The following is a 20,404-nucleotide window of genomic DNA, read 5'->3' as shown; positions in this document are numbered from 1 at the left end:
TGGGCGTGGTTACCGGGCACTGCCGGCACCGGCTGGGGCGTTGAGCGCTCCGCGCGGAGTTCCGGGCGGCCCAGGTCTTCCCGAGCCACACTGACGACCGCCGGAAGGTTTCCTCGGATGACCCTGCCCGCTGAACACTTCGTCAACACCGACACCGAGCCCGCCAGCGACCTCGATACCGATCTCGACGCCGAGCGTGCCCATCTCGCCGAGTCCCGGGCCGCCCTGCGCCGCATGCGCGAGCGCGCCGAAGCCCTGTTCTCCACCGGCGGCAACGTCGCCGGTGACTCCTACACCGCCGAGACCCTCGGGCGTACGCTTGCCCGCCGCGTCGCCGAGCTCGCCGACGATCCGGACACCCCGCTGTTCTTCGGGCGGCTCGACTTCGGCGCCGGCCCGCAGGCCGAGGACCACGCCGGGCATCGCTATCACGTCGGGCGCCGGCACGTCACCGACGAGGACGGCGAGCCCATGGTGCTCGACTGGCGCGCGCCGGTGTCCCGGTCGTTCTACCGCGCCAGCGCCCGTGACCCGCAGGGCCTCGCGGTCCGCCGCCGGTTCGGGTTCAGCGCCGGGCTGCTCACCAGCTTCGAGGACGAGCACCTGGACCGCGGCGAAGAGCTCGGCACCACCAGCCGGATCCTGACCGCCGAGATCGAGCGGCCCCGCGTCGGGCCGATGCGCGACATCGTCGCGACCATCCAACCCGAGCAGGACGAGCTGGTCCGGGCCGACCTCGACGTGTCGATCTGCGTGCAGGGCGCACCCGGCACGGGCAAGACCGCGGTCGGCCTGCACCGCGCCGCGTACCTGCTCTACCTGCACCGCGAGCGGCTACGCCGATCCGGCGTGCTGGTGGTCGGGCCCAACCGGGCGTTCCTGTCCTACATCTCCGCGGTCCTGCCCGCGCTCGGCGAGGTCGAGGTCGAGCAGGCCACCGTCGACGACCTGCTCGCCGGCGTGACCGTGCGGGCGCAGGACACCCCGGCCGCCGCCACGGTCAAGCACGACGCCCGGATGGCCGCCGTGCTCGCCGCCGCCCTGGACGCGCACATCGGCACGAACACCGAGCCGATGACGGTGCCCGACGGCTCGTACCGGTGGCGGATCGGCGCCGAAGTTCTTCGCCGGCTGGTCGAGGACGTCCGCGCGGAGGCGCTCCCCTACGGCACCGCCCGCGAGCGGATCCGGGCCCGGGTGGTCAGCCTGTTGCAACGCCAGTCCGAGGCGCGCCGCGGCGACTCGCCGAGCGACGGCTGGCTGCGCCGGATGGGCAAGGCCAAGCCGGTCACCGACTTCCTCGACCAGGTCTGGCCCGCCGTCACGCCGGAAGGCCTGGTCGCCCAGATTCTCACGGACCCGCCGCCCGGCATCCTCACCGACGACGAGCGCGACCGGCTCCGTTGGCCGACGCCGCCGCGGTCGCTCAAATCGGCCAAATGGACCGCCGCCGACCTCGTGCTGATCGACGAGGCGGCCGGCCTGATCGAGCGCCGCCCGAGCTTCGGCCACGTGGTGGTCGACGAGGCACAGGACCTCTCGGCCATGCAGGCCCGCGCGATCGCCCGGCGCAGCGAGCACGGCTCGATCACCCTGCTCGGCGACCTGGCACAGGGCACCGCGCCGTGGGCCGCCGCCGACTGGAAGGAGACCCTGCGCCACCTGGGCAAGCCCGACGCCGAGGTGGTCCCGCTGACCGTCGGCTTCCGGGTGCCGGCCGCGGTGGTCACCTTCGCCAACCGCCTGCTGCCGGCGCTGGCCGTCGACGTGCCGGCGGCCCGCTCGCTGCGGCACGACGGCGGCCTGACCATCGACGCGGTCACCGACCTCGACGCCGCGACGGTGGCCGAGGTCAGGTCGGCCCTGACCCACGACGGCTCGGTCGGCGTGATCGCGGCCGACACCGCCGTGGCGGGCGTCCACGCCGCGCTGACCTCAGCCGGCATCGACACCGCGACCGCCGACGAGGTCGAGAGCGCGGCGCGGGTCACGGTCGTGCCGGCGTCGGTCGTCAAGGGCCTCGAGTACGACCACGTGGTGGTCGTCGAACCGGCCGCCATCGTCGCCGCCGAACCCCGTGGCCTGCACCGCCTCTACGTGGTGCTCACCCGAGCCGTCAGCCGCCTGGCCGTCCTGCACACCGAGCCCCTGCCGGCACCGCTCACCAGCGCAACCTAGCGATCCGGCCCTGTTCGCCGGAGGCGTAGCAGACTGCCAGGCCCGCGCACGCCACCGCGTCGAAGCTGCCCGTGTCGAAGGGTGACCAGTGGCGGCCCGCGTCGAACGAGATGTCGCTGCCCGTCGGGCCGACCGCGAGCACCGGGCCCAGCCGCGTCATCCAGGCCGCGCCCGAGCGGTATTCGCCCGGCTCCCGGCTCGCGGGTGTCCAGGTGCGGCCGCCGTCGCGGGTCACCGCCGCGGCGTCCGGCGCCGTGGTCGGCGTCGCGAAGTCGCCGCCGACCGCGACGCCGTGGTCCCGGTCGCGGAACGCCAGCGAGTAGATGCCCGCCGACGGGCCGCTCGGCACCGGTGTGTCGGTGACCTTCCAGGTGCGCCCGAGGTCGTCGCTGCGGAAGACCCGGGCCGTGGCGCCGCCGCCGGTGGCGAAGTAGGCCCGGCCGCCGGCCGCGACCAGGCACGTGCCGCTGGCCGCGAAGGCGAACTCGCCCGCCAGAGCGTCGGGCATGCCGTGCGGCGACACCACCGACCAGGAGCGGCCGGCGTCGGCGGTGGCCAGGATGCGGAACCTGCCGTCGACCGGGTCCGACAGCGCGAGCCCGTGCCGTTCGTCGAGGAACGTCATGCAGTCGTAGAACGCGGCCGGGTCGGTGTTGCGGAAGACCTCCGACCAGCTGCGGCCACCGTCCCCGGTGCGGTAGAGGCGCGAATCCTCACCCGAACCGATCGAGAGTGCCACCGCGTTGCGGGCGTCGAACGCCTCGATGTCGCGGAACTGCAGGGTCGACGTGTCGGGTGGGCCGACCGACGACCAGGTGCGGCCGCCGTTGACCGTGCGCAGCACCGTGCCCGCGCTGCCGCTCGCCCAGACGGTGCTGGCGCTGACCACGGACAGGCCGCGCAGCCGGGCGGTGCTGTCGGTCGGTGACAGCTCCCACGACGGCGACGGGGTCTGGGTGAACCCCGCCGAGACGGCCAGCACCCCGATCGAGACGGCGGCCATCGACGCTTTTCGCATCCACATGCCGACCGAACTTACTCCGGATATCGAGCTACTTCCACGCCCTCTCCGCCAGGCCGCTCAGCCGCCGCAGAGCCGCCGGGCGTGAGCCCAGGGCGCACAGGCTGCCCAGGATCACGTCCTTGTCGCGATCGGACGGTCGCAGGTCGCCGAGGATCCGCTTGGCACCGTCGGCGCCGAAACCCCGGGTCCAGCCGTTGTTGTCGAAGAAGTGGATGCGTTCGATCGCCTCCCTGAGCGCGGCGCTGCGGGTGTCCGTCGTGACCTCACCGGTGGTCAGGTCGAGGGCGCGGGTCTCCATCGCCCAGCCGATCAGCGGAGTCCGGCCTGACTCCACCGCGGCGAACGCACCGAACCGCGCCGCCTGGATCGCTTTGTTGACGTCGTTGTAGTCGGGCTGGAAGGCGAGCACCGCGTGGCCTCGCCCTGGGGTTCCTTCCGCCGGCCGGAGGAAGGGCTGCAACGCGTGGGTCCGAGCCTGGTCGAGCACCCACGCTGCCGCCAGGTCGGCGGCGTCGTTTCGAGGGGTGAGGTCGTTCGGCACCCATGCGGTGCGGTAAGCAACACTCACATCTCCGACGTAACCACGAAACCCGTCGAAATTCACGAATGACTACTAGTCGTCTCGGCCAATCTCTACTGACCGGACGGATTACCTCGATACGGGACCACCAGCGGCCCGTCGACCCCATCCACGACCCGCACGCGCGCCCGGTAGAAGCGGGACAGGATCTCCTCGGTCAGCACCTCGCGGGCCGGGCCGGCGGCCACCACGACGCCCTCGGCCAGCAGCACCAGGCGATCCGCGTACCCGCCGGCGATCGACAGGTCGTGCATCGTCGCCAGCACCGTCAGGCCCTGGTCGCGGCGCAGCGTGTCGACCAGTTCCAGCACCTCCTGCTGGTGGCCGATGTCGAGCGCGCTGGTCGGCTCGTCGAGCAGCAGCAGCGACGGCTCCTGTGCCAGCGCGCGGGCCAGGAACACCCGTTGCCGCTCGCCGCCGGACAGCGTGTCCAACTCGCGGTCGCCGAAGCCCGCCAGGTCGAGCCGGTCCAGCAACGCGCGCACCGCGGCGAGATCGGCCGCCGACTCCCGGCCGAGCAGCGAGACGAACGGGGTCCGGCCCAACAACACATAATCGAAGACCGACATCCCCGGGGGTACGACCGGCGACTGCGCGACCGTCGCCACCGTGCGCGCCCGGGCGCGGCGGCGCAGCCGTTCGATGGGCGTACCCGACAAGGAGACCGCGCCCGTCGTCGGGAGCAGGCCGCCGATCGCCCGCAGCAGCGTCGACTTGCCGGCGCCGTTGGGTCCGATGACCGCGACCCACTCACCCGCCGCGACCGACAGGTCGATGCCGCGCAGGATCGGCGCTTTCCCGAGCGTCACGTGCAGGTCGCTCACCGAGATCGCGGAGGTCATGTGATCACCCGCTTCGCGGTGCGGAGGATGAGCACGAAGAACGGTCCGCCGACGAACGCGGTGACCACGCCGATCGGGATCTCCGCGGGCGCCGCGAACGTCCGCCCCGCCAGGTCCGCCAGGGCCAGGAAGGCGGCGCCGAACAGCATCGAGAGCGGCAGGATCGAGCGATAGGAGCCGCCGGTGAGCATGCGCACGATGTGCGGCACCACGATGCCGACGAAGCCGATCAGCCCAGACACCGAGACCGCCGCGGCGGTGCCGAGCGACGCGGCGGCGATCAGGATGTAGCGCGACCGTTGCGGGTGCAGGCCCAGCCCGCTCGCCTCGTCGTCGCCGACGGAGAGCACGTCCAACTCGCGGCGCAGGGCGAGCACGACGACGGTGGTGACGACGGCGTACGGCAGCAGCAGCTTCACCTCGTGCCAGCCGTTGGTGGCCAACCGCCCGAGCAGCCACGAGTAGATGGCGCGGATGTCGTCGGCGTTGCGCTGCATCAGGTAGGTCTGCCCGGCGGCGAGGAACGCGGACACCGCGACACCGGCCAGGATCAGCGACGCCGGTGTGCGGTCGCGGCCCGCGACGCCGAGCACATAGGTCAGCGCGACCGCGACGAGAGCACCGGCGAACGCCGCCAGGGGTACGCTCGGCGGCAGCGACCCGATGTCCACATCGGACCCACGCAGGGCGACCACCGCGGTGACCGCGAGCCCGGCGCCCGCCGCCGCACCCAGCAGGTAGGGATCGGCCAGCGGGTTGCGGAACGCGCCCTGGTAGCAGCCGCCGGCCAGGGCCAGCATCGCGCCGGCGAGCAGACCGAGCACGACCCGCGGCAGCCGGAGCTGGAGCACGATCGCGGCCTCGCGCTCCGAAAGTCCACTGTGGATGTGGACACCGGGGATCAGGTCCAGCAGCTCGGCGGCGACCCCGCCGGGCGGGAGCGAGACCGGGCCGAACGCCAAGCCGGCGATGGCCGCGACCACGACGGCGACGACGCCACCGACCAGCCACGGCCACCGTACGCCGGGAGCTCTCAAGCCGGCACCTTCGACACCGCGTCGACGATCTGGCGGAGCAGGTCGACGGTCCGCGGACCCCAGCGGGAGGCGATGTCGTCGTTGAGCGGCACGATCTGCCCGGTCTTGACCGCCGTGATGCCGGCCCAGCCCGGTCGGGCCGACACCGTGGCCGCGCTCTGCTGGCAGCACACCGTGTCGGCCAGGAAGATCAGGTCAGGGTCGGCCTTGACCAGCGACTCGGCGGAGAGCTGCGGGTAGCCGCCCTTGCTGCCGTCCGCGTCGGCCGCGTCCGCGACGTTCTCGAGGCCGAGCTGGTCGAAGAGCGACCCGACGAACGTCTTGGAGGTCAGCGAGTAGAGCTCGGGGCCGAGCTCGTAGTAGTAGGTCAGCTTGGTGGCGCGCTTCGGTACGTCGGCCACGAGCTTGTCGACGTCTTCGCGCATCCGCTTCGCTAGATCCTCGGCGGCCGGCTTGTTGCCGGTCAGCGCGCCGATGTCGGTGATCTGCCGGTACGTGTCGTCGATCGTCTTGCCGGCCGCCGCCACGTACACCGGGATCTTGAGCTGGGTGAGCTGCGCGACCACGTTGTTCGTGTCGTTCGAGAGCACGACCAGGTCGGGCTCCTGCTCGGCGATCGCCTCGGCGTTGGGCTGGAAGCCCGACAGCGCGCTCTTCGGCGCCTCGGCCGGGAAGTTGGACTGGTCGTCGACGGCCTTCACCTGCTGCCCGGCGCCGATCGCGAAGAGCACCTCGGTCGCGGTCGGCGACAGCGCGACGATCTTGGTGGGCTTGGCGGCGACGGTGGTGCTGCCGATGGTGACCGGGAAGTCGGCGGTCGCGCCGACGTCCTGGCTGGGCGGCGTGCCACCGTTCTCGGTGCCACCGCCGGAACCGCAGCCGGCGAGCGCGAGAGCCGCGCCGAGAGCGGCGACGGCGACGAACCTGACCTGATATCGCATGGGTACCTCCTGTCGGTCGAGGTCTGGTGCTTCGCCGACAGGGGTGCCGCCGCCCGCCCGCGAGGCGCCCTTCCTCGAGAGCGCTGGTTCGCGACCTGGGCAGGCGACCTGGCTTGTCCCCTTTGCCAGAAAGGGGCATCACAGTTGCGGGACAGCGCCGGGTTCGCACCGGCTTCGCTGCTTGCGGTCGGGAGCACGGTAACCCACTGGTCACCATGGTCGGGAGGGCGATTGCGCTCCCGTTAGTCGCGTCACCGGCGCCCCGCGTCGTTGTCGCGGGACGCCGGTGACGTCGATGGTCAGCTCTGGGTGATCCGGACGTCGTCGACGCCCGCCTCCACCAGGCTCGCGGTCGAGGCGTCCGCGGCCTCGATCAGGATGCGGACCGACTGCCCGGCGTACGCGGACAGGTTGGCGTTGGCGACCGCCCAGGCGCCGTTGCGGTTGGTGGCCGCACCGGCCTGGCTGAACACGGCCGTCGTGCCGCCGTTGTGCACGACGCTGACCCGGAAGAAGTCGGCCGACGACGAGTTCGAGCCGTGCGCGAGATACCACGACAGGCTCAGCGTCAACGTGCCGCTGGCGGGCAGCGTGATGGCCGGCGAGCGGACGCTGGTCACACCGCCGTCGACGTCGAAGTCGCCCGCCGAGGTGCCGGCGGCCGCGCCGGTGACCAGGTCGTTGACGCCGCTCACGGTCGTGCCGAGCTGCTTGGCGCCGCTGGACGTGGTCGCCGCCGGGTCACCGCGCACCCACTGGCCGCTGGTCGCGGTGTCGGTGCTGTTCGGGTTGGTGGTCCAGCCGGTGGCCGTCTCGAAGGTGTCGGAGTAGACCGTCGTGCCGCCGCCACCGCCGCAGTACTGCGCCTCCTTGCCGATGACGCGATACGGGCAGTCCGCGGCCTCCGAGAGCATCAGCACCGCTTCGCGGTTGCGGCTCGTCTGCGCCGGGATCACCTCGTCGGGCGGGTAGAAGCCGCCGCCGCTGGCCGAGCCCGGGTACATCTCGAACGTGTACGCCCAGATGTTGTGAGTCGCCCACATCCAGTCGATGCTCGTACCGTCGGCGATGTAGAGGTCCGACGACTGCTCCGGCGTGTAGCTGTTGGTCGCGGCCATCTGCTGACCCAGCGTGGCGAAGGTGTTGTACTGGTCGGCCGTCATCCCGGTCGTGGTGTTCGCGGTGGTGTAGCCGAAGGGCCAGAGCACCAGCTGCGAGTACGTGTGGAAGTCGATGTTGGCCTTGATCTGCTGCTGGCCGCCGACCACCCGGCTGTTGACGAAGTCGCGCAGGCGCGAGGTCTCCGGGGCGCTGAACGCCGACGGACCGCGGTAGGTCTCCGAGCTGGTGGTGCCGGACGATCCGCCGCAGCAACCCCACTGGTAGCTCCAGTTGCGGTTGAGGTCGGTGCCCACATTGGACGAGCCTGAGTTGGGTTGCCGGTTCTTGCGCCAGCTGCGGTAGGAGCCGGTGGCGATGTCGTACTCGCTGCCGTCCGGGTTGACCGTGGGCACGATCCAGATCTCACGGCTGTTGACGATGTTGGTGATCCGGGAGTCCGTGCCGTAGTTGTCGGTGAACAGGTTGAGCAGGTAGATCGCCATCTCGACGGTCAGGTGCTCACGGGCGTGCTGCTGCGCGTTGAACAGGATCTCCGGCTCGGCCTCGTCGAGGTTGACGTTGTCGGAGATCTTGATCAGCATGAGGTCGCGGCCCTCGTACGAGCTGCCGATCGAGAGCTTCCGCGCGATCGTCGGGTGGTCCGCGACGACCTGGTTGACCACGGCGGTCAACTCCGCGTAGTCGTGGTAGGCGGAGTCGGCGGGCGGAAACGCCAGCGTGCTCGGCCCATCACTGGCCGCGGGCGGCGTGACCTTCTCGAGCTTGAACCCCAGCCGCGCGATGGCGGCGGCCTCGGTCGCGTTGGCGGTGACGTTGAGGACCCCGTGCTCGACATAGTCGATCGAGGCACCGGTGCGGGCGACCGCGTTACGGTCGGCGATGGTCTTGGGACCGAGCACGCGGTACTCGGCCGAAACGGACGCGGCACCGGCGCCCGGCGCCGGCTTCTGTGCCGCGACCGGGTTGGCCGAGGCGACGAGCAGACCCACGACCGCCGTGCTGACCAGTGCGGTCAACACGCGACGCCGGCCCAGACGAATGGCCATGCATGACCTCCGGGGGTTGGTGGAGGAACGTTGGACGAACCTCACCACCGGATGCATGGTCATATCAATATGGGTCTTTGCGCGAATCCATGCCAGGCTGATCATCCTGCCGGCAATGAACTTCAGTAGGATGAAGTCTGGTGAAACTTCCTTTCAACCGCGATAGTGACAGCCATGAACGCTTCAGCGCGGGTGGTCGTCGCGGTCTTCGGGGCGGTTGCCTTCATTGCCGGGTTCGCGGCGCCGGCCGGGGCCGCGGTTACCCCTCCACCCGTCCATGACGAGCAGATCACGTATCAGGGCTGGTCGACGTATCGCGACTGGCGCACCGGCAGTCACCAGGGCACCGTCGCCCTGCCGGGCATTCCGGGCGTTCCCGGTCTTCAGGGTGGGGTGACCATTCTGCGTCCACAGGGGACGACCGACTACACCGACCCGCATACGGGGGTCACCCGGAGCTGGGACTACGCCACCTGGACCTCGCCGAAGCGGGACGTCGGGTTCGACGCCAGCGAGCTCATCGCCTCGTGGAACGCCGAGACGCCGCGTGGCACCTGGATTCAGGTCGAGATGCAGGGCACCTACAACACCGGGAACACCACTCCCTGGTACGTCATGGGGCGCTGGGCCTCCGGCGACGAGGACATCAAGCGCACCTCGGTGAACCGGCAGGGTGACCCGTACTCGACGATCTGGACCGACACGTTCTCGATCGACGACGTGGCCAACGGCGTGATGCTGAGTTCCTACCAGCTCCGGCTGACCCTCTACCGCGCGCCGGGGCAGCATGCCTCGCCGCGGGTCTGGGCGCTCGGCGCGATGTCCTCCTACGTGCCGGACCGGTTCACCGTGCCGCCGAGCGCCGGGCGCATCGCCTGGGGCAAGGAGCTCGCGGTGCCGCGCTACTCGCAGAACATCCACGAGGGGCATTACCCGGAGTACGACGGTGGTGGCGAGGCCTGGTGCTCACCGACGTCCACCGAGATGGTGGTCGAGTACTGGGGTCGCAAGCCGTCCGCCGAGGACACCGCGTGGGTCGACCCGACCTACCCGGACCCGACCGTCAACCACGCGGCACGGATGACCTACGACTACACCTACGACGGCGCCGGCAACTGGCCGTTCAACACCGCCTACGCGGCCTCGTTCGCCGGTCTCGAGGGCAAGGTCACCCGGCTGCACTCGCTGGACGAGGCGGAGCGGTTCATCGCCGCCGGCATCCCGATCGTCACGTCACAGTCGTTCCTGGCCAGCGAGCTGGACGGGGCCAACTACGGCACCTCCGGGCACCTGTTCGTGATCGTCGGATTCACGGCGGACGGTGACGTGATCATCAACGACCCGGCCAGCTCGTCCAACGACGTGGTGCGCAACGTCTACAAGCGCAGCCAGTTCGAGCAGGTCTGGCTGCGCACGAAGCGGATCAACGCGTCCGGCGGCGTCTCGGGCGGCACCGGCGGCATCGCGTACCTGATCAAGCCGTGGTGGAAGCCCTGGCCAACGGTCCCGGGCTCGACCAACTGGTAGGCCTTACGGCTTCGCGGTGGCCGGCGGCTCCTCGTCGCCGGCCAGCGCGGAGCGCAGCTTGGCCTTGTCCTCGCGGCGCTTGTCGACGCGGTCGGCGAGCTGCTGCGCCATCTGGTCGCGCCAGGTGCGCAGGAAGAACCACGAGATCGTGGCCGAGAAGGCCAGCGCCAGGATGAGCTTGAGGAACAGGCCGATCGGCACCGGCAGCAGCGCGGCGAAGATCAGCACGAACAGGCCCAGCCGGGCCAGCGTGTACTTGACGGCGGGGTTCACGACATCACGTCCTGTGGGTCGGCGCGGCGCTCGGCGAGCGATGGGGCTGCGTCGTACTCGCGGACGACGTTGTAACGGGTGTCCCGCTCCACCGGCCGGAAGCCGGCGTCCCAGATCAGGTCGAGCAGGTCTTCGCGGTGCATGGTGTTGGGGGTGCCGTAGGAGTCGGCGTCGTGCGTGATCTTGTATTCGACCACCGAACCGTCCAGGTCGTCGACGCCGAAGTTGAGCGAGAGCTGCGCGACCGACAGGCCGTGCATGACCCAGAAGCACTTCACGTGCGGGACGTTGTCGAAGAGCAGGCGGGACACCGCGAACGTCTTGAGCGACTCGGCCGGCGACGCCATCGTCGTGCGCGCCTGCAGCTTGTTGCGGACCTTGCCGTCCTGGGAGTCGACGAAGTCGTGCTGGTAGCGCAGGGGGATGAAGACGGCGAAACCACCGGTCTCGTCCTGCAGCTCACGCAGGCGCAACACGTGGTCGACCCGGTGCCGGGGCTCCTCGATGTGGCCGTACAACATGGTCGACGGGGTCTTCATGCCCTTGCTGTGTGCCAGCCGGTGTATCCGGGACCAGTCCTCCCAATGGGTGGCGTGGTCGACGATGTGCTGGCGCACCTCCCAGTCGAAGATCTCGGCGCCGCCGCCGGTCAGCGACTCGAGGCCGGCGTCCATCAGCTCGTCGAGGATCGCGTCGGCCGGCAGCCCGCTGATCTTCTCGAACCACTGGACCTCGGTGGCGGTGAAGCACTTGAGGTTGACGTTCGGCAGCGCCGCCTTGAGCTCGCGCAGCACCTTCGGGTAGTAGCGCCAGGGCAGCGTCGGGTGCAGGCCGTTGACGATGTGCAGCTCCGTGAGCTGCTCGCTCTCCATCTCCTTGGCCTTGCGTACGGCCTCGTCGATGCGCATCGTGTAGGCGTCCTTCTCGCCCGGCTTGCGCTGGAACGAACAGTAGGCGCAGCTCGCCGAGCAGACGTTGGTCAGGTTGAGGTGGCGGTTGATGTTGAACATCACCCGGTCGCCGTTGAGCTCCGTGCGCTTGTGGTGAGCCAGCCGGCCGAGCCAGGCCAGATCGTCGCACTCGTAGAGGTCCACACCGTCCTGTCGGGAAAGTCGGATGCCCGCGTAGACCTTTTCCTCGAGCTCGTGCTTACGTGCCTCGTCCATGCAGGCGAGCGTACGTGCCGCCGGGTGGTGATCACCGTTCGGCCACTGCCGTTCATTCGTTCTCAGCGTCTCGTTACCGCTCTTGCCATCGACAGTCGCCACAGTTTTGCGGTAGTAACGAGTGTGACGGGATGCACCAGACGGCGCCGCGGACCCATCGGGTCCGTAATGTGCCGCCGGGTGTTCGGTCGTCACAACGCGACATCCGGGGAGGATCATGTCGAGCCGGCAGCCCAACCGCCAGGACCATCCGCAGGTCATGCGGGTGCTGAGACCGGTGGCGTGGGCCGCATTGCTGGTGGCCACGGCCGCTGCGGCGGCCGGCTTCGGCGCGCCCGCGTTCGCCGCCGACCCGCCCTACCCGGCGACCGCGCCTGACGACGGCTCCCGGCCCGCGCCGGTCGGTCCTGTCTCGCTGCCCGGGCAGGCGCCCGCGACGAGCCTCCCGCAGATCCCGTCGCCGGCCACCACCGGTCCGCTGGCCGCCCGGATCAACTCCAGCGCGACCGAGGTCGCGATGATCGGCGAGCAGGTGCTCGAGCTGCAGCAGCAGCGCGACCAGGCCGAAAACGACCTGCTGCTGGCCGACGCCAACCTGCGTGAGATGCGCGACGCGCTGACCGCCGCGCAGCGGGCCGCCGACAACGCGGCCGGCGACGCGCTCAAGGCCGCCGCCGCGCTGCCGCCGGGCGCCTACAACCGCGACATGCAGGATCTCGACATGCTGCACCGGCTGCTCACCGGCCAGTCGGCCGGGCCGCACCCGGAGATCGCCGGCGACACCGTCGAGCGCGCCAAGGTCGCCGAGCAGAACGCGACCTCGTACTACGCCGCGATGCAGACCAAGTACGACAGCCTGGTCAAGCAGGCGACCGACCTCGAGAAGACCCGCAAGACCAAGGAAGACGCGCTGCGCAAGCTGCGCACCGACAACATCGACGCCGTCAGGGCGTACGAGCGCGAGCAGGATCGCATCGAGCAGCGGGCCGGCGCCGAATACGTCAGGAACGAGAGCGCGGCCGGCCTCCGCGCGAACCCCAACGCCTTGAAGGCGGTCCGGTACGCGCTGGCCCAGCTCGGCGACCCGTACGTGTGGGCGGACGAGGGTCCGGACTCGTTCGACTGCTCCGGCCTGATGTGGGCTTCCTACAGGTCGGCCGGTTACACGCTGCCACGGGTGTCGCGCGACCAGTACTACGCCACCCGGGGCCAGAGCGTGTCGCAGAGCGCTCTGCTCCCCGGCGACCTGATCTTCTTCGCCTCGGGGTCGAGCTGGTCGACCATCCACCACGTGGGCATGTACATCGGCAACGGCAAGATGGTGCACGCGCCGACCACCGGCGACGTCGTGAAGGTCTCGCCGGTCTGGTACACGCGGTTCTACGCGGCGACCAGGATCTTCCCGGGCATCCCGGTCGCGCCGACGCCGCCGACCACCCAGCCGCCGACGACCAGGCCGCCGTCGACCGGCGGGCCGACCACCAAGCCACCGACGACCGGGCCGACCACCAAGCCACCGACGACGGGGCCGACCACCGAGCCGCCGACCACGGGGCCGCCGACGAGCGATCCGACGACGGACCCGCCGACCACGAACCCGACGACCCCGGCGGACCCGCCCGACGAGGAAGAGCCGACCACGCCGCCCGCGGGCAGCGAGGAGACCACTCCACCTGCCCCGGAGGAGGAAACGCCCGCCACGCCGACCGGCACCTCAGGCAGCTAGACCCACTTCCCGACATAACGGGGTGTGTGGTTGTGCCACGATGTGACATTGGCACGGCGCGCCGGGCGGGCACACGTGCGCCCGGCGGTGGGCAGGGAGGCAGCGATGGACGAGAAGCCACAGCGGTCCAGCGACGCACGACCCGACCCGGTGGTCGACGAGTCGGCACCGCGGGGGAGCCTGTCCGCCGAGCTACCGCCGCTGCCGTTGCCTCCGCCGGTGGGCACGGCGCTGCCTGAGGCGCGCGCCGAGGACCTGCCCGAGGCGTACGAGCCGCCGCCACCGCCGACCGGTGGTGGCGCGCTCTGGCCCGGCGAGCCCGGCTCGACGCCCGCCTGGACCCGGCCGACGCCGGCCGCCGAGATCTCCCACCTGCCCGTGCCGCCGGCCGGCGCGACCCCGACCTCCGTCGTCGGGCGGGCATCGGTCCGCACCGCCGCGGCGCCGGATGCCGCGCACGTCGCCACGCCCGCGGTGCCGGGCACCTACCGGGCCGGTGAGAGCACGACGCCGGCCCCGCCGGCGGCGCCCGCGGGCCCGATCACGCCCGTGCCGGCCAAGGGGCCCGTGCCGCCGTTGGAGCGACGGGTGCCGAAGGTGCCGGTCGCCGAGGAGTCCGCCTGGTCGGGTTTTGCCGTCCCGTTCCACAAGGCCGAAAAGTCCGAGTCGCCGCCCGCCTACGTCCGGCCCGAGCCGAGCGCCGGTCCTTCCTCGCCACCGCCGGTGGCGGGCTACTCGCTGCCGAGCGTCGAGCCGGTGGCGACCGAGGGCGAACCGCCCGCGGCGTCCGGCATCCCCGCGCAGCGGGCCGGCTGGTCCGCCAGCACACCCGCGTCGGTCGAGGCCCTGCCGGGCGCGGTCGACGACGAGGCCGGCGCCGCCGGGGTCGCCAAGGCACGGGCCACGGTGCCGGGCACCCGCAAGCCGTCGGCCGTGGAGCTCGCGCACGGCGTGCCCTCGGTCAGCAGCGGCACGGCCCGGGTCTACCGGGCCGGCGCCGGCGACCTGATCGCCGGCCGCGGTGCGCGCCAGGACACGGGCGGCCCTCCGGCGGCCGGTGGCCCGGACGAGCCGGACCCCGAACCCGAGCCGGGGCGCCCAGGACCCGACGAGCCCCCGGCACCGCCTGAGCCGGAGCCGGAAGAGCCCAGGCCTGGCGAGCCCGAGCCGGGTGAACCCGGGCCCGAGCCCGACGAGCCGGGCCCGAGGCGACCGACGCCCAGACGGCCCGCCCCGCCGACCGAGCCGGAGCCCGAGCCACCGCTGCGGCCCCAGCCGCCCTTCCCGGGGCCGGAGCCGACGCCCGGCCCGGCGCCCTCGCCGTTCCCCGCGCCGAGCCCGCCGCCAGGTCCGGTGCCGACGCCACCGCCACCGGGCCCGATCCCGCCCGGCCCACCACCGGTGCCGCCGTCGCCCGTGCCGCAGCCGCCGCCCTCGCCCGTGCCGCCGCTCCCGGAGCCGCAACCGCCCGCGCCGCCCGGCCCGCCCGTGCCGCCACCGAGCCCGCCGCCGGGTCCGTCCCCGGTGCCGCCGTTCCCGCCCCCGCCCGCGATCGGGCTGCCGCCCGCCATCGGACTGCCGCCCGCGATCGGACTGCCACCCGCCGCCGGGGGGCCACCCGCGGCCGCGCTGCCGAGTTGGCCGGAGTCGGTCAACCCGACCGCGCCGGGTGCCTCGCCGGCCGCGGCCGACTACACGCGCTGGGCACAGGGCCAGCGGACCGGCCGGCTCTACGGCCAGCACGACGACCCGCCGCCCGTGCCGTCCGGCTATCCGGCCGCGACGCTGGACCACTCGGGCTCGCTGACCGGCCACATCCTGGCCCAGGGCCACACCGACAACATCCCGGTCAAGCGCTCGTACGCCAAGGTCGGCCTGTTCCTGGCGATCGGCCTGGGGCTGCTCGTCGGCATCGGCGTGCTGGTCGTCCTCTTCGTCAGCAACTCGATCACCGGCTTCCTGGACTGACTCTGTTCGGGATAACTCCGTGGCGTGACGCCGCACACCCTGAAGCGCTCTCGATTCGATATCGGGCGGCCACGCACCGTACACTTCTCGGGTTCATCGACCGGCGCGTGTTACCGCGCCCTTTGGGCGATCTTGCTGAGCGTGCACCCTGATCGAAGACGCGCGAGATGGCCCGCCACGAAAGGCCCCACTTGACCGCGTTCGCTGACCCCAGCATGTTTCCGTCCATCTTCGACGCGCCCACCGGCGCCGAGACCGACCCCGAGGCCGAGACCGAGACCGACGGCTTCGGCGCGCTCGGGCTCCCCCGCAAGCTCGTCCGGGCGCTCGCCCGGGACGGCATCGTCACCCCGTTCGAGATCCAGAAGGCCACCATCCCCGACGCGCTGGCCGGCAAGGACGTCCTCGGCCGGGGCCAGACCGGCTCCGGCAAGACGCTCGCCTTCGGCCTGCCCGTGCTGGCCCGGGTGGCCCGCGGCGAGCGCGCCCGGCCGCGGCACCCGAAGGCGCTGGTCCTGGTGCCGACCCGCGAGCTGGCCATGCAGGTCAACGACGCGCTGCTGCCGCTGGGCAAGGCGCTCGGCGTGTTCTTGAAGACCGCCGTCGGCGGCGTGCCCTACGACCGGCAGATCGACGCGCTGGAGCGCGGCGTGGAGATCATCGTCGCCACGCCGGGCCGGCTGGGCGACCTCATCCAGCGCCGCGTCTGCGTGCTCGACGACGTCGAGGTCACGGTCCTCGACGAGGCCGACCAGATGGCCGACATGGGCTTCCTGCCCGAGGTCACCGAGTTGCTGGCCAAGACGCCGGCCGGCGCGCAGCGACTGCTCTTCTCGGCCACCCTGGACAACGACGTCGATTCGCTGGTCAAGCGCTTCATGACCGACCCGGTCACGCACTCGACCGAGCCGGCCGTCGCCACCGTCACGACGATGGATCACCACCTGCTGCTGATCCCGCCGCACGACAAGTTCCGGGTCGCCGCGTCGATCGCCGCGCGGGACGGCCGCACGATGATGTTCGCGCGCACCCAGATGGGCGTCGACCGGCTGGTCGAGCAGCTCGCCGCGGTCGGCGTCCGGGCCGGCGGCCTGCACGGTGGCAAGACGCAGCGGGCGCGCACCCGCACGCTCGCCGAGTTCAAGGAAGGGCGCACCACCGTCCTCGTGGCCACCGACGTGGCCGCCCGCGGCATCCACGTCGACGGCGTGTCCCTCGTCGTCCACATCGACCCGCCGCGGGACGCGAAGGACTACCTGCACCGCGCCGGGCGCACGGCCCGGGCCGGCGAGTCCGGCTCGGTGGCCACGCTGGTGCTGCCCAAGCAGCGGCGCAGCACGCTCCAGATGCTCGGCAAGGCCGGCGTCGAGCCGGCCGAGACCCGGGTCCGGGCCGGCGACGCGGCACTGACCGAGCTGACCGGCGCCCGCGAGCCCAGCGGGGTCCCGGTGCCGCCGGACGAGCCGCGCCGCCCGCACCGCCCGGCCGGCGACCGCCGCCACGGCGGGGACCACCGGCACAGCGGGGAGCACCGGCACGGCGGTGAGCACCGCGACCACCGGCACAGCCCCCGCGGCCCACGCAGCGGACCGCGCCGGACCCACTGAACGCGCGACCTTCGGTAACGTTGATCGCATGGCGACGTTGCCGAAGGTTCTGCTGTGGACCCGCACCGACCTGCCCGGCGCCGAGACGGTGGTACTCGACGACCGGCGCGGGCTGGTCGCCCGGGGCACACAGCTAGCGGTCGACCCGATCCCCTACCAGGCCCGCTACGAGCTGATCGCCGACGACAACTGGCAAGCCGCGCGGCTCGACGTGAGCTGCGAGGGCGCCGGGTGGATGCGGACGATAAGAATGCAGCGCGCCACCGGGCGCTGGCGGGCCACCACGGGCGAGCAGGGTGACCTCGACGCCGCGCTGGTCGCCGCCGGCCAGCGCCGGGTCGGCTTCCCCGGCATCGAGGACGCCTCCCGGCTCGAACGCGCGCTCGACGTTGACCTGGGCGGTTCGCCGCTGACCAACACGCTGGTGATCCGGCGGCTGGGCCTGCTCAACGCGACGCCGGACCGGCCCTACAACGTGCTGGCCGCGTGGGTGCTGCTGCCCAGCCTGGAGATCATCGCGGCCGAGCACACCTACACGCCGCTGGGCGGCAACCGGGTCCGCTACGAGAGCGACGGCTTCAGCGCCGACATGACCGTCGACGACGCCGGCTACGTGATCGACTACCCGGGCCTGGCCAAGCGGGGCCAGCCCTAAGCCGGCCAGTCGCCGGTCGCCAGGAAGCGGTCGACCACCGCGAGGTGCGGCGTCAGGTCCAGGCCGGCCGCGGCCACCCAGCCGTCGGCGTAGTAGGTGTCGGCATAGCGTTCCCCGCCGTCACAGAGCAGGGTCACCACCGAGCCGCGTACGCCCGCCGTGCGCATCTCCGCGATCAAGGCGAAAGCGCCCCACAGGTTCGTACCCGTCGAGCCTCCGACGCGGCGGCCGAGCACCGCGGAGGCCGCGCGCATCGCGGCGAGCGACGCGGCGTCCGGCACCGCGACCATCCGGTCGACGACCTGCGGCTGGAACGACGGTTCGACCAGCGGCCGGCCGATCCCCTCGATCCGGGAGCCCAGGCCGGTGGACACCGACCAGTCGGCGGCCGCGTACGCCGGATAGAAGGACGAATTTTCCGGGTCGACCACGCAGACCTTGGTGGCGTGCCGTTGGTAGCGGACATAGCGCCCGATCGTCGCGCTGGTGCCGCCCGTGCCCGCACCCATCACCACCCAGGCCGGCACCGGATGCCGCTCGCGGGCCATCTGGTGGAAGATCGACTCGGCGATGTTGTTGTTGCCGCGCCAGTCGGTGGCCCGCTCCGCGTAGGTGAACTGGTCCATGAAGTGCCCACCGAGGTCGCCGGCGAGCGCGCGGGCGGTGTCGACGACCGCGGACGGGTCGTCGACCAGATGGCACTTGCCCCCCTGGAACTCGATCAGCGCGATCTTCTCGGCCGAGGTCGACGCGGGCATCACCGCGATGAACGGCAGGCCGAGCATCCGGGCGAAATAGGCCTCGGAGACCGCCGTCGACCCCGACGACGCCTCGACCACCGTCGTGTGCGGGCCGATCCAGCCGTTGCAGAGGCCGTAGAGGAACAGCGACCGGGCCAGCCGGTGCTTGAGCGAGCCGGTCGGGTGCACCGACTCGTCCTTGAGATAAAGGTCGACGCCCCACTCCCGCGGCAGTGGGAAAGGCAGGAGATGGGTGTCCGCCGAACGGTTCGCGTCGGCTTCGACCGCGGCGACCGCTTCGGTCACCCACGCCCGTTCGGTGTCGCTGCATCGGTCGAGCTGTTCCATGGGATGCAGATTATGCCGACAGGGGGCGGGGGCGGTTTTCCCACTTGGCCGACAACGCGATCGCGGTGCGCGTCGACGCCACTCCGGGTGTCCGGTTGAGCCGCACGATCAGCCGTTCCAGCTCGGCGATCGTGCCCACCCGCACGGTCAGCAGGAACGACTCGACGCCGGCCATGAAGTAGCAGGACTCGATTTCCGGAAGCCCCTTGAGCACCGCCTGGAGGTCGTCGGCGTCGGTCGTCGACTCCTCGACGACGCCGATCATCGCGGTCACGCCGAGCCCGACCGCCTCCGGGTCGACCTCGGCACGGTAACCGCGGATCACACCGGACGACTCGAGCTTTCCGACCCGCTCGTGCACCGCCGGTGCGGACAGGCCGACCTGTCTGGCGAGTTCGGCGAAGGACAGCCGGGCGTTGGTACGCAACAACTCCACGAGCCGGAGGTCGATGGCATCCACGGCCTGTAGACCCTAACCGGGGCCGGGAGTGGACGATTCGCCGGTCCGCGTGAAACATGGTCAAAGGAGAGTACGGCTCGCAATAGTACCGGGGATCTTCCCACACAGTGCGTTTTCCCCGATTCCAGGACAGTGCACTCTCACGGTGCTCTAATGGCCGTACGTCCCTATGAAAGCCTCTCGCGCACTGCCGGGGCGCACATCTGACCAGTTCGAGAGGCTTTCGCTGACGCGAGGAGGGGACCGTGGACACTGGAGATCGTCTGCTGACGCCGGGCGAGGTGGCTGCGCTCTTCCGGGTCGACCCCAAGACCGTGACGCGATGGGCCGCGGCGGGCCGGATCGGGAGCATCCGGACACCAGGTGGGCACCGGCGATTCCGCGAATCTGAGGTCCGTGCCCTGCTCGAGGGTGAAGGCGTGCTCGACGACCTCGACGACGGCGGCGCCAACGGCCGTCCTCGCAACACCGGGCCGTCGCAGGGCGGCAACCACGGGCCGACCAACGCCGGCCTGCACTGAGGTCGCTCAGGGGGCCCCAGCGGCCCCGATGACGCCGGTCCAGCGTGGCGAAAGATCATGGGCCACGCCGATCGCATCGAGGATCTTGCCGGCCACGAAGTCGACGAGCTGGGCCGCGGTCGCCGCGGCGCCGGCGCCGTAGAAACCCGGGCTCGCCGGCAGCACGACCGCGCCGGCGGCGTCCAGCTCCAGCAGGTGCAGCAGGTGGCTGCGGGTCACCGGGGTCTCCCGGGGCACGAGCACGGTCGGGCGGCGTTCCTTGAGGTTGACCTCCGCCGCCCGCTGCAGCAGGTCCTTGGACAGGCCCAGGGCGATCCCGGCGCACGCCGCCGTGCTCGCCGGCACCACCACCATGCCCCGGGCCGGATATGACCCGCTGCTCGGCCCGGCCGCCAGGTCACCCGCCGGCCAGAACACCAGGTCAGCGCCGGCCAGGTCGCGGCCGAGCCAGCGGGCCAGGTCGTCCTTCCAGTGCCCGTCCCGCAGCGGCGCGCCGGTCTCATCCAAGATCGTCAGCCGCGCCGCGCGGGACACCACGAGATCGACCGGCTCGCCCGCGTCGAGCAAGCCCCGCAGCACCGAAGCCGCATATGGCGTACCAGACGCTCCCGAGACCCCTACCACCCACGGCGTTCGCATACGG

The 20,404-nt window shown here is 71.6% G+C and carries 18 protein-coding genes and 1 riboswitch; of the genes, 7 read left to right on the top strand and 11 right to left on the bottom strand.

The window, feature by feature from the left end; all coding sequences use genetic code 11:
- Positions 1-117 precede the first annotated feature (117 nt).
- Positions 118-2,178 (top strand): HelD family protein, encoded by a 2,061-nt coding sequence (locus tag Air01nite_RS19890; RefSeq protein WP_203704186.1) that lies wholly within the window; start codon positions 118-120, stop codon positions 2,176-2,178.
- On the opposite strand, the gene Air01nite_RS19885 is transcribed toward Air01nite_RS19890, so the two are convergent.
- The 6 genes from Air01nite_RS19885 to Air01nite_RS19860 form a co-directional block, all read right to left on the bottom strand.
- Entirely contained in the window at positions 2,162-3,202 is a 1,041-nt protein-coding gene (locus Air01nite_RS19885) for a WD40/YVTN/BNR-like repeat-containing protein (protein ID WP_239090822.1), read from the bottom strand. The two genes, Air01nite_RS19890 and Air01nite_RS19885, sit on opposite strands and share 17 nt — an antisense overlap.
- Positions 3,203-3,230: 28 nt before the next feature.
- Complete coding sequence (locus Air01nite_RS19880; RefSeq protein ID WP_203704184.1) at positions 3,231-3,770, bottom strand: hypothetical protein; 540 nt, start codon at positions 3,768-3,770, stop codon at positions 3,231-3,233.
- 65 nt (positions 3,771-3,835) lie between these two features.
- Positions 3,836-4,624 carry an ABC transporter ATP-binding protein gene (locus tag Air01nite_RS19875; RefSeq protein ID WP_203704183.1) on the bottom strand — a complete coding sequence of 263 codons (789 nt, stop codon included), beginning with the start codon at positions 4,622-4,624 and terminating at the stop codon, positions 3,836-3,838.
- Positions 4,621-5,661: a FecCD family ABC transporter permease gene (locus tag Air01nite_RS19870; RefSeq protein WP_203704182.1), complete on the bottom strand. Its 1,041-nt coding sequence runs from the start codon at positions 5,659-5,661 to the stop codon at positions 4,621-4,623. Before Air01nite_RS19870 ends, Air01nite_RS19875 begins: the two co-directional genes overlap by 4 nt.
- A complete protein-coding gene (locus Air01nite_RS19865; protein WP_203704181.1) occupies positions 5,658-6,602 on the bottom strand; it encodes an ABC transporter substrate-binding protein in 945 nt (314 codons plus the stop codon). Before Air01nite_RS19865 ends, Air01nite_RS19870 begins: the two co-directional genes overlap by 4 nt.
- Positions 6,603-6,683: 81 nt before the next feature.
- A riboswitch (cobalamin riboswitch) is annotated at positions 6,684-6,835 on the bottom strand.
- A gap of 66 nt (positions 6,836-6,901) precedes the next feature.
- Entirely contained in the window at positions 6,902-8,770 is a 1,869-nt protein-coding gene (locus tag Air01nite_RS19860) for a M14 family metallopeptidase (RefSeq protein WP_203704180.1), read from the bottom strand.
- A 174-nt stretch (positions 8,771-8,944) separates the two neighbouring features.
- Between Air01nite_RS19860 and Air01nite_RS19855 the strand changes: the two genes are divergently transcribed.
- Positions 8,945-10,297 (top strand): C39 family peptidase, encoded by a 1,353-nt coding sequence (locus Air01nite_RS19855; protein WP_203704179.1) that lies wholly within the window; start codon positions 8,945-8,947, stop codon positions 10,295-10,297.
- Positions 10,298-10,300: 3 nt separating this feature from the next.
- On the opposite strand, the gene Air01nite_RS19850 is transcribed toward Air01nite_RS19855, so the two are convergent.
- Together Air01nite_RS19850 and mqnE are read right to left on the bottom strand one after the other, a co-directional pair.
- Positions 10,301-10,570 (bottom strand): DUF4229 domain-containing protein, encoded by a 270-nt coding sequence (locus Air01nite_RS19850; RefSeq protein ID WP_203704178.1) that lies wholly within the window; start codon positions 10,568-10,570, stop codon positions 10,301-10,303.
- Positions 10,567-11,736, bottom strand: coding sequence for an aminofutalosine synthase MqnE (mqnE, locus tag Air01nite_RS19845; protein WP_203704177.1), 1,170 nt, complete (start codon positions 11,734-11,736; stop codon positions 10,567-10,569). Before mqnE ends, Air01nite_RS19850 begins: the two co-directional genes overlap by 4 nt.
- A 217-nt stretch (positions 11,737-11,953) precedes the next feature.
- On the opposite strand from mqnE, the gene Air01nite_RS19840 reads away from it, so the two are divergent.
- The 4 genes from Air01nite_RS19840 (at position 11,954) to Air01nite_RS19825 (ending at position 17,692) form a co-directional block, all read left to right on the top strand.
- Positions 11,954-13,462: a C40 family peptidase gene (locus Air01nite_RS19840; RefSeq protein ID WP_203704176.1), complete on the top strand. Its 1,509-nt coding sequence runs from the start codon at positions 11,954-11,956 to the stop codon at positions 13,460-13,462.
- A gap of 105 nt (positions 13,463-13,567) precedes the next feature.
- On the top strand, positions 13,568-15,430 hold the full coding sequence (locus Air01nite_RS19835; RefSeq protein WP_203704175.1) for a hypothetical protein: 1,863 nt from the start codon (positions 13,568-13,570) through the stop codon (positions 15,428-15,430).
- Between the two features lie 215 nt (positions 15,431-15,645).
- Complete coding sequence (locus tag Air01nite_RS19830) at positions 15,646-17,037, top strand: DEAD/DEAH box helicase (protein ID WP_203704174.1); 1,392 nt, start codon at positions 15,646-15,648, stop codon at positions 17,035-17,037.
- A 28-nt stretch (positions 17,038-17,065) separates the two neighbouring features.
- Positions 17,066-17,692: a putative glycolipid-binding domain-containing protein gene (locus Air01nite_RS19825; protein WP_203704173.1), complete on the top strand. Its 627-nt coding sequence runs from the start codon at positions 17,066-17,068 to the stop codon at positions 17,690-17,692.
- Here the strand turns inward: Air01nite_RS19825 and cds1 are convergent.
- Both cds1 and Air01nite_RS19815 read right to left on the bottom strand, forming a co-directional pair.
- Positions 17,689-18,780: an L-cysteine desulfhydrase Cds1 gene (gene cds1, locus Air01nite_RS19820; RefSeq protein ID WP_203704172.1), complete on the bottom strand. Its 1,092-nt coding sequence runs from the start codon at positions 18,778-18,780 to the stop codon at positions 17,689-17,691. The two genes, Air01nite_RS19825 and cds1, sit on opposite strands and share 4 nt — an antisense overlap.
- 10 nt (positions 18,781-18,790) lie before the next feature.
- On the bottom strand, positions 18,791-19,240 hold the full coding sequence (locus Air01nite_RS19815) for an Lrp/AsnC family transcriptional regulator (RefSeq protein WP_203704171.1): 450 nt from the start codon (positions 19,238-19,240) through the stop codon (positions 18,791-18,793).
- Between the two features lie 245 nt (positions 19,241-19,485).
- Between Air01nite_RS19815 and Air01nite_RS19810 the strand changes: the two genes are divergently transcribed.
- A complete protein-coding gene (locus Air01nite_RS19810; RefSeq protein ID WP_203704169.1) occupies positions 19,486-19,761 on the top strand; it encodes a BldC family transcriptional regulator in 276 nt (91 codons plus the stop codon).
- Between the two features lie 6 nt (positions 19,762-19,767).
- On the opposite strand, the gene Air01nite_RS19805 is transcribed toward Air01nite_RS19810, so the two are convergent.
- The gene (locus tag Air01nite_RS19805; RefSeq protein ID WP_203704168.1) at positions 19,768-20,400 is read right to left on the bottom strand and encodes a UbiX family flavin prenyltransferase; all 633 of its coding nucleotides are present in this window, start codon (positions 20,398-20,400) and stop codon (positions 19,768-19,770) included.
- Positions 20,401-20,404: the final 4 nt, after the last annotated feature.

Origin of the sequence: Asanoa iriomotensis (genome assembly GCF_016862515.1) — a bacterium.
GTDB classification, from domain to species: Bacteria; Actinomycetota; Actinomycetes; order Mycobacteriales; family Micromonosporaceae; genus Asanoa; species Asanoa iriomotensis.
This window is presented reverse-complemented; position numbering and strand designations above follow the sequence as displayed.

What these genes read in the sequence shown, in the direction of transcription:
- Air01nite_RS19890 (WP_203704186.1), top strand. Translation starts at nt 118, where the DNA reads ATGACCCTGCCCGCTGAACACTTCGTCAACACCGACACCGAGCCCGCC.
- Air01nite_RS19885 (WP_239090822.1), bottom strand. Translation starts at nt 3,202, where the DNA reads ATGTGGATGCGAAAAGCGTCGATGGCCGCCGTCTCGATCGGGGTGCTG.
- Air01nite_RS19875 (WP_203704183.1), bottom strand. Translation starts at nt 4,624, where the DNA reads ATGACCTCCGCGATCTCGGTGAGCGACCTGCACGTGACGCTCGGGAAA.
- Air01nite_RS19865 (WP_203704181.1), bottom strand. Translation starts at nt 6,602, where the DNA reads ATGCGATATCAGGTCAGGTTCGTCGCCGTCGCCGCTCTCGGCGCGGCT.
- Air01nite_RS19860 (WP_203704180.1), bottom strand. Translation starts at nt 8,770, where the DNA reads ATGGCCATTCGTCTGGGCCGGCGTCGCGTGTTGACCGCACTGGTCAGC.
- Air01nite_RS19855 (WP_203704179.1), top strand. Translation starts at nt 8,945, where the DNA reads ATGAACGCTTCAGCGCGGGTGGTCGTCGCGGTCTTCGGGGCGGTTGCC.
- mqnE (WP_203704177.1), bottom strand. Translation starts at nt 11,736, where the DNA reads ATGGACGAGGCACGTAAGCACGAGCTCGAGGAAAAGGTCTACGCGGGC.
- Air01nite_RS19840 (WP_203704176.1), top strand. Translation starts at nt 11,954, where the DNA reads ATGTCGAGCCGGCAGCCCAACCGCCAGGACCATCCGCAGGTCATGCGG.
- Air01nite_RS19835 (WP_203704175.1), top strand. Translation starts at nt 13,568, where the DNA reads ATGGACGAGAAGCCACAGCGGTCCAGCGACGCACGACCCGACCCGGTG.
- Air01nite_RS19830 (WP_203704174.1), top strand. Translation starts at nt 15,646, where the DNA reads ATGTTTCCGTCCATCTTCGACGCGCCCACCGGCGCCGAGACCGACCCC.
- Air01nite_RS19825 (WP_203704173.1), top strand. Translation starts at nt 17,066, where the DNA reads ATGGCGACGTTGCCGAAGGTTCTGCTGTGGACCCGCACCGACCTGCCC.
- cds1 (WP_203704172.1), bottom strand. Translation starts at nt 18,780, where the DNA reads ATGGAACAGCTCGACCGATGCAGCGACACCGAACGGGCGTGGGTGACC.
- Air01nite_RS19805 (WP_203704168.1), bottom strand. Translation starts at nt 20,400, where the DNA reads ATGCGAACGCCGTGGGTGGTAGGGGTCTCGGGAGCGTCTGGTACGCCA.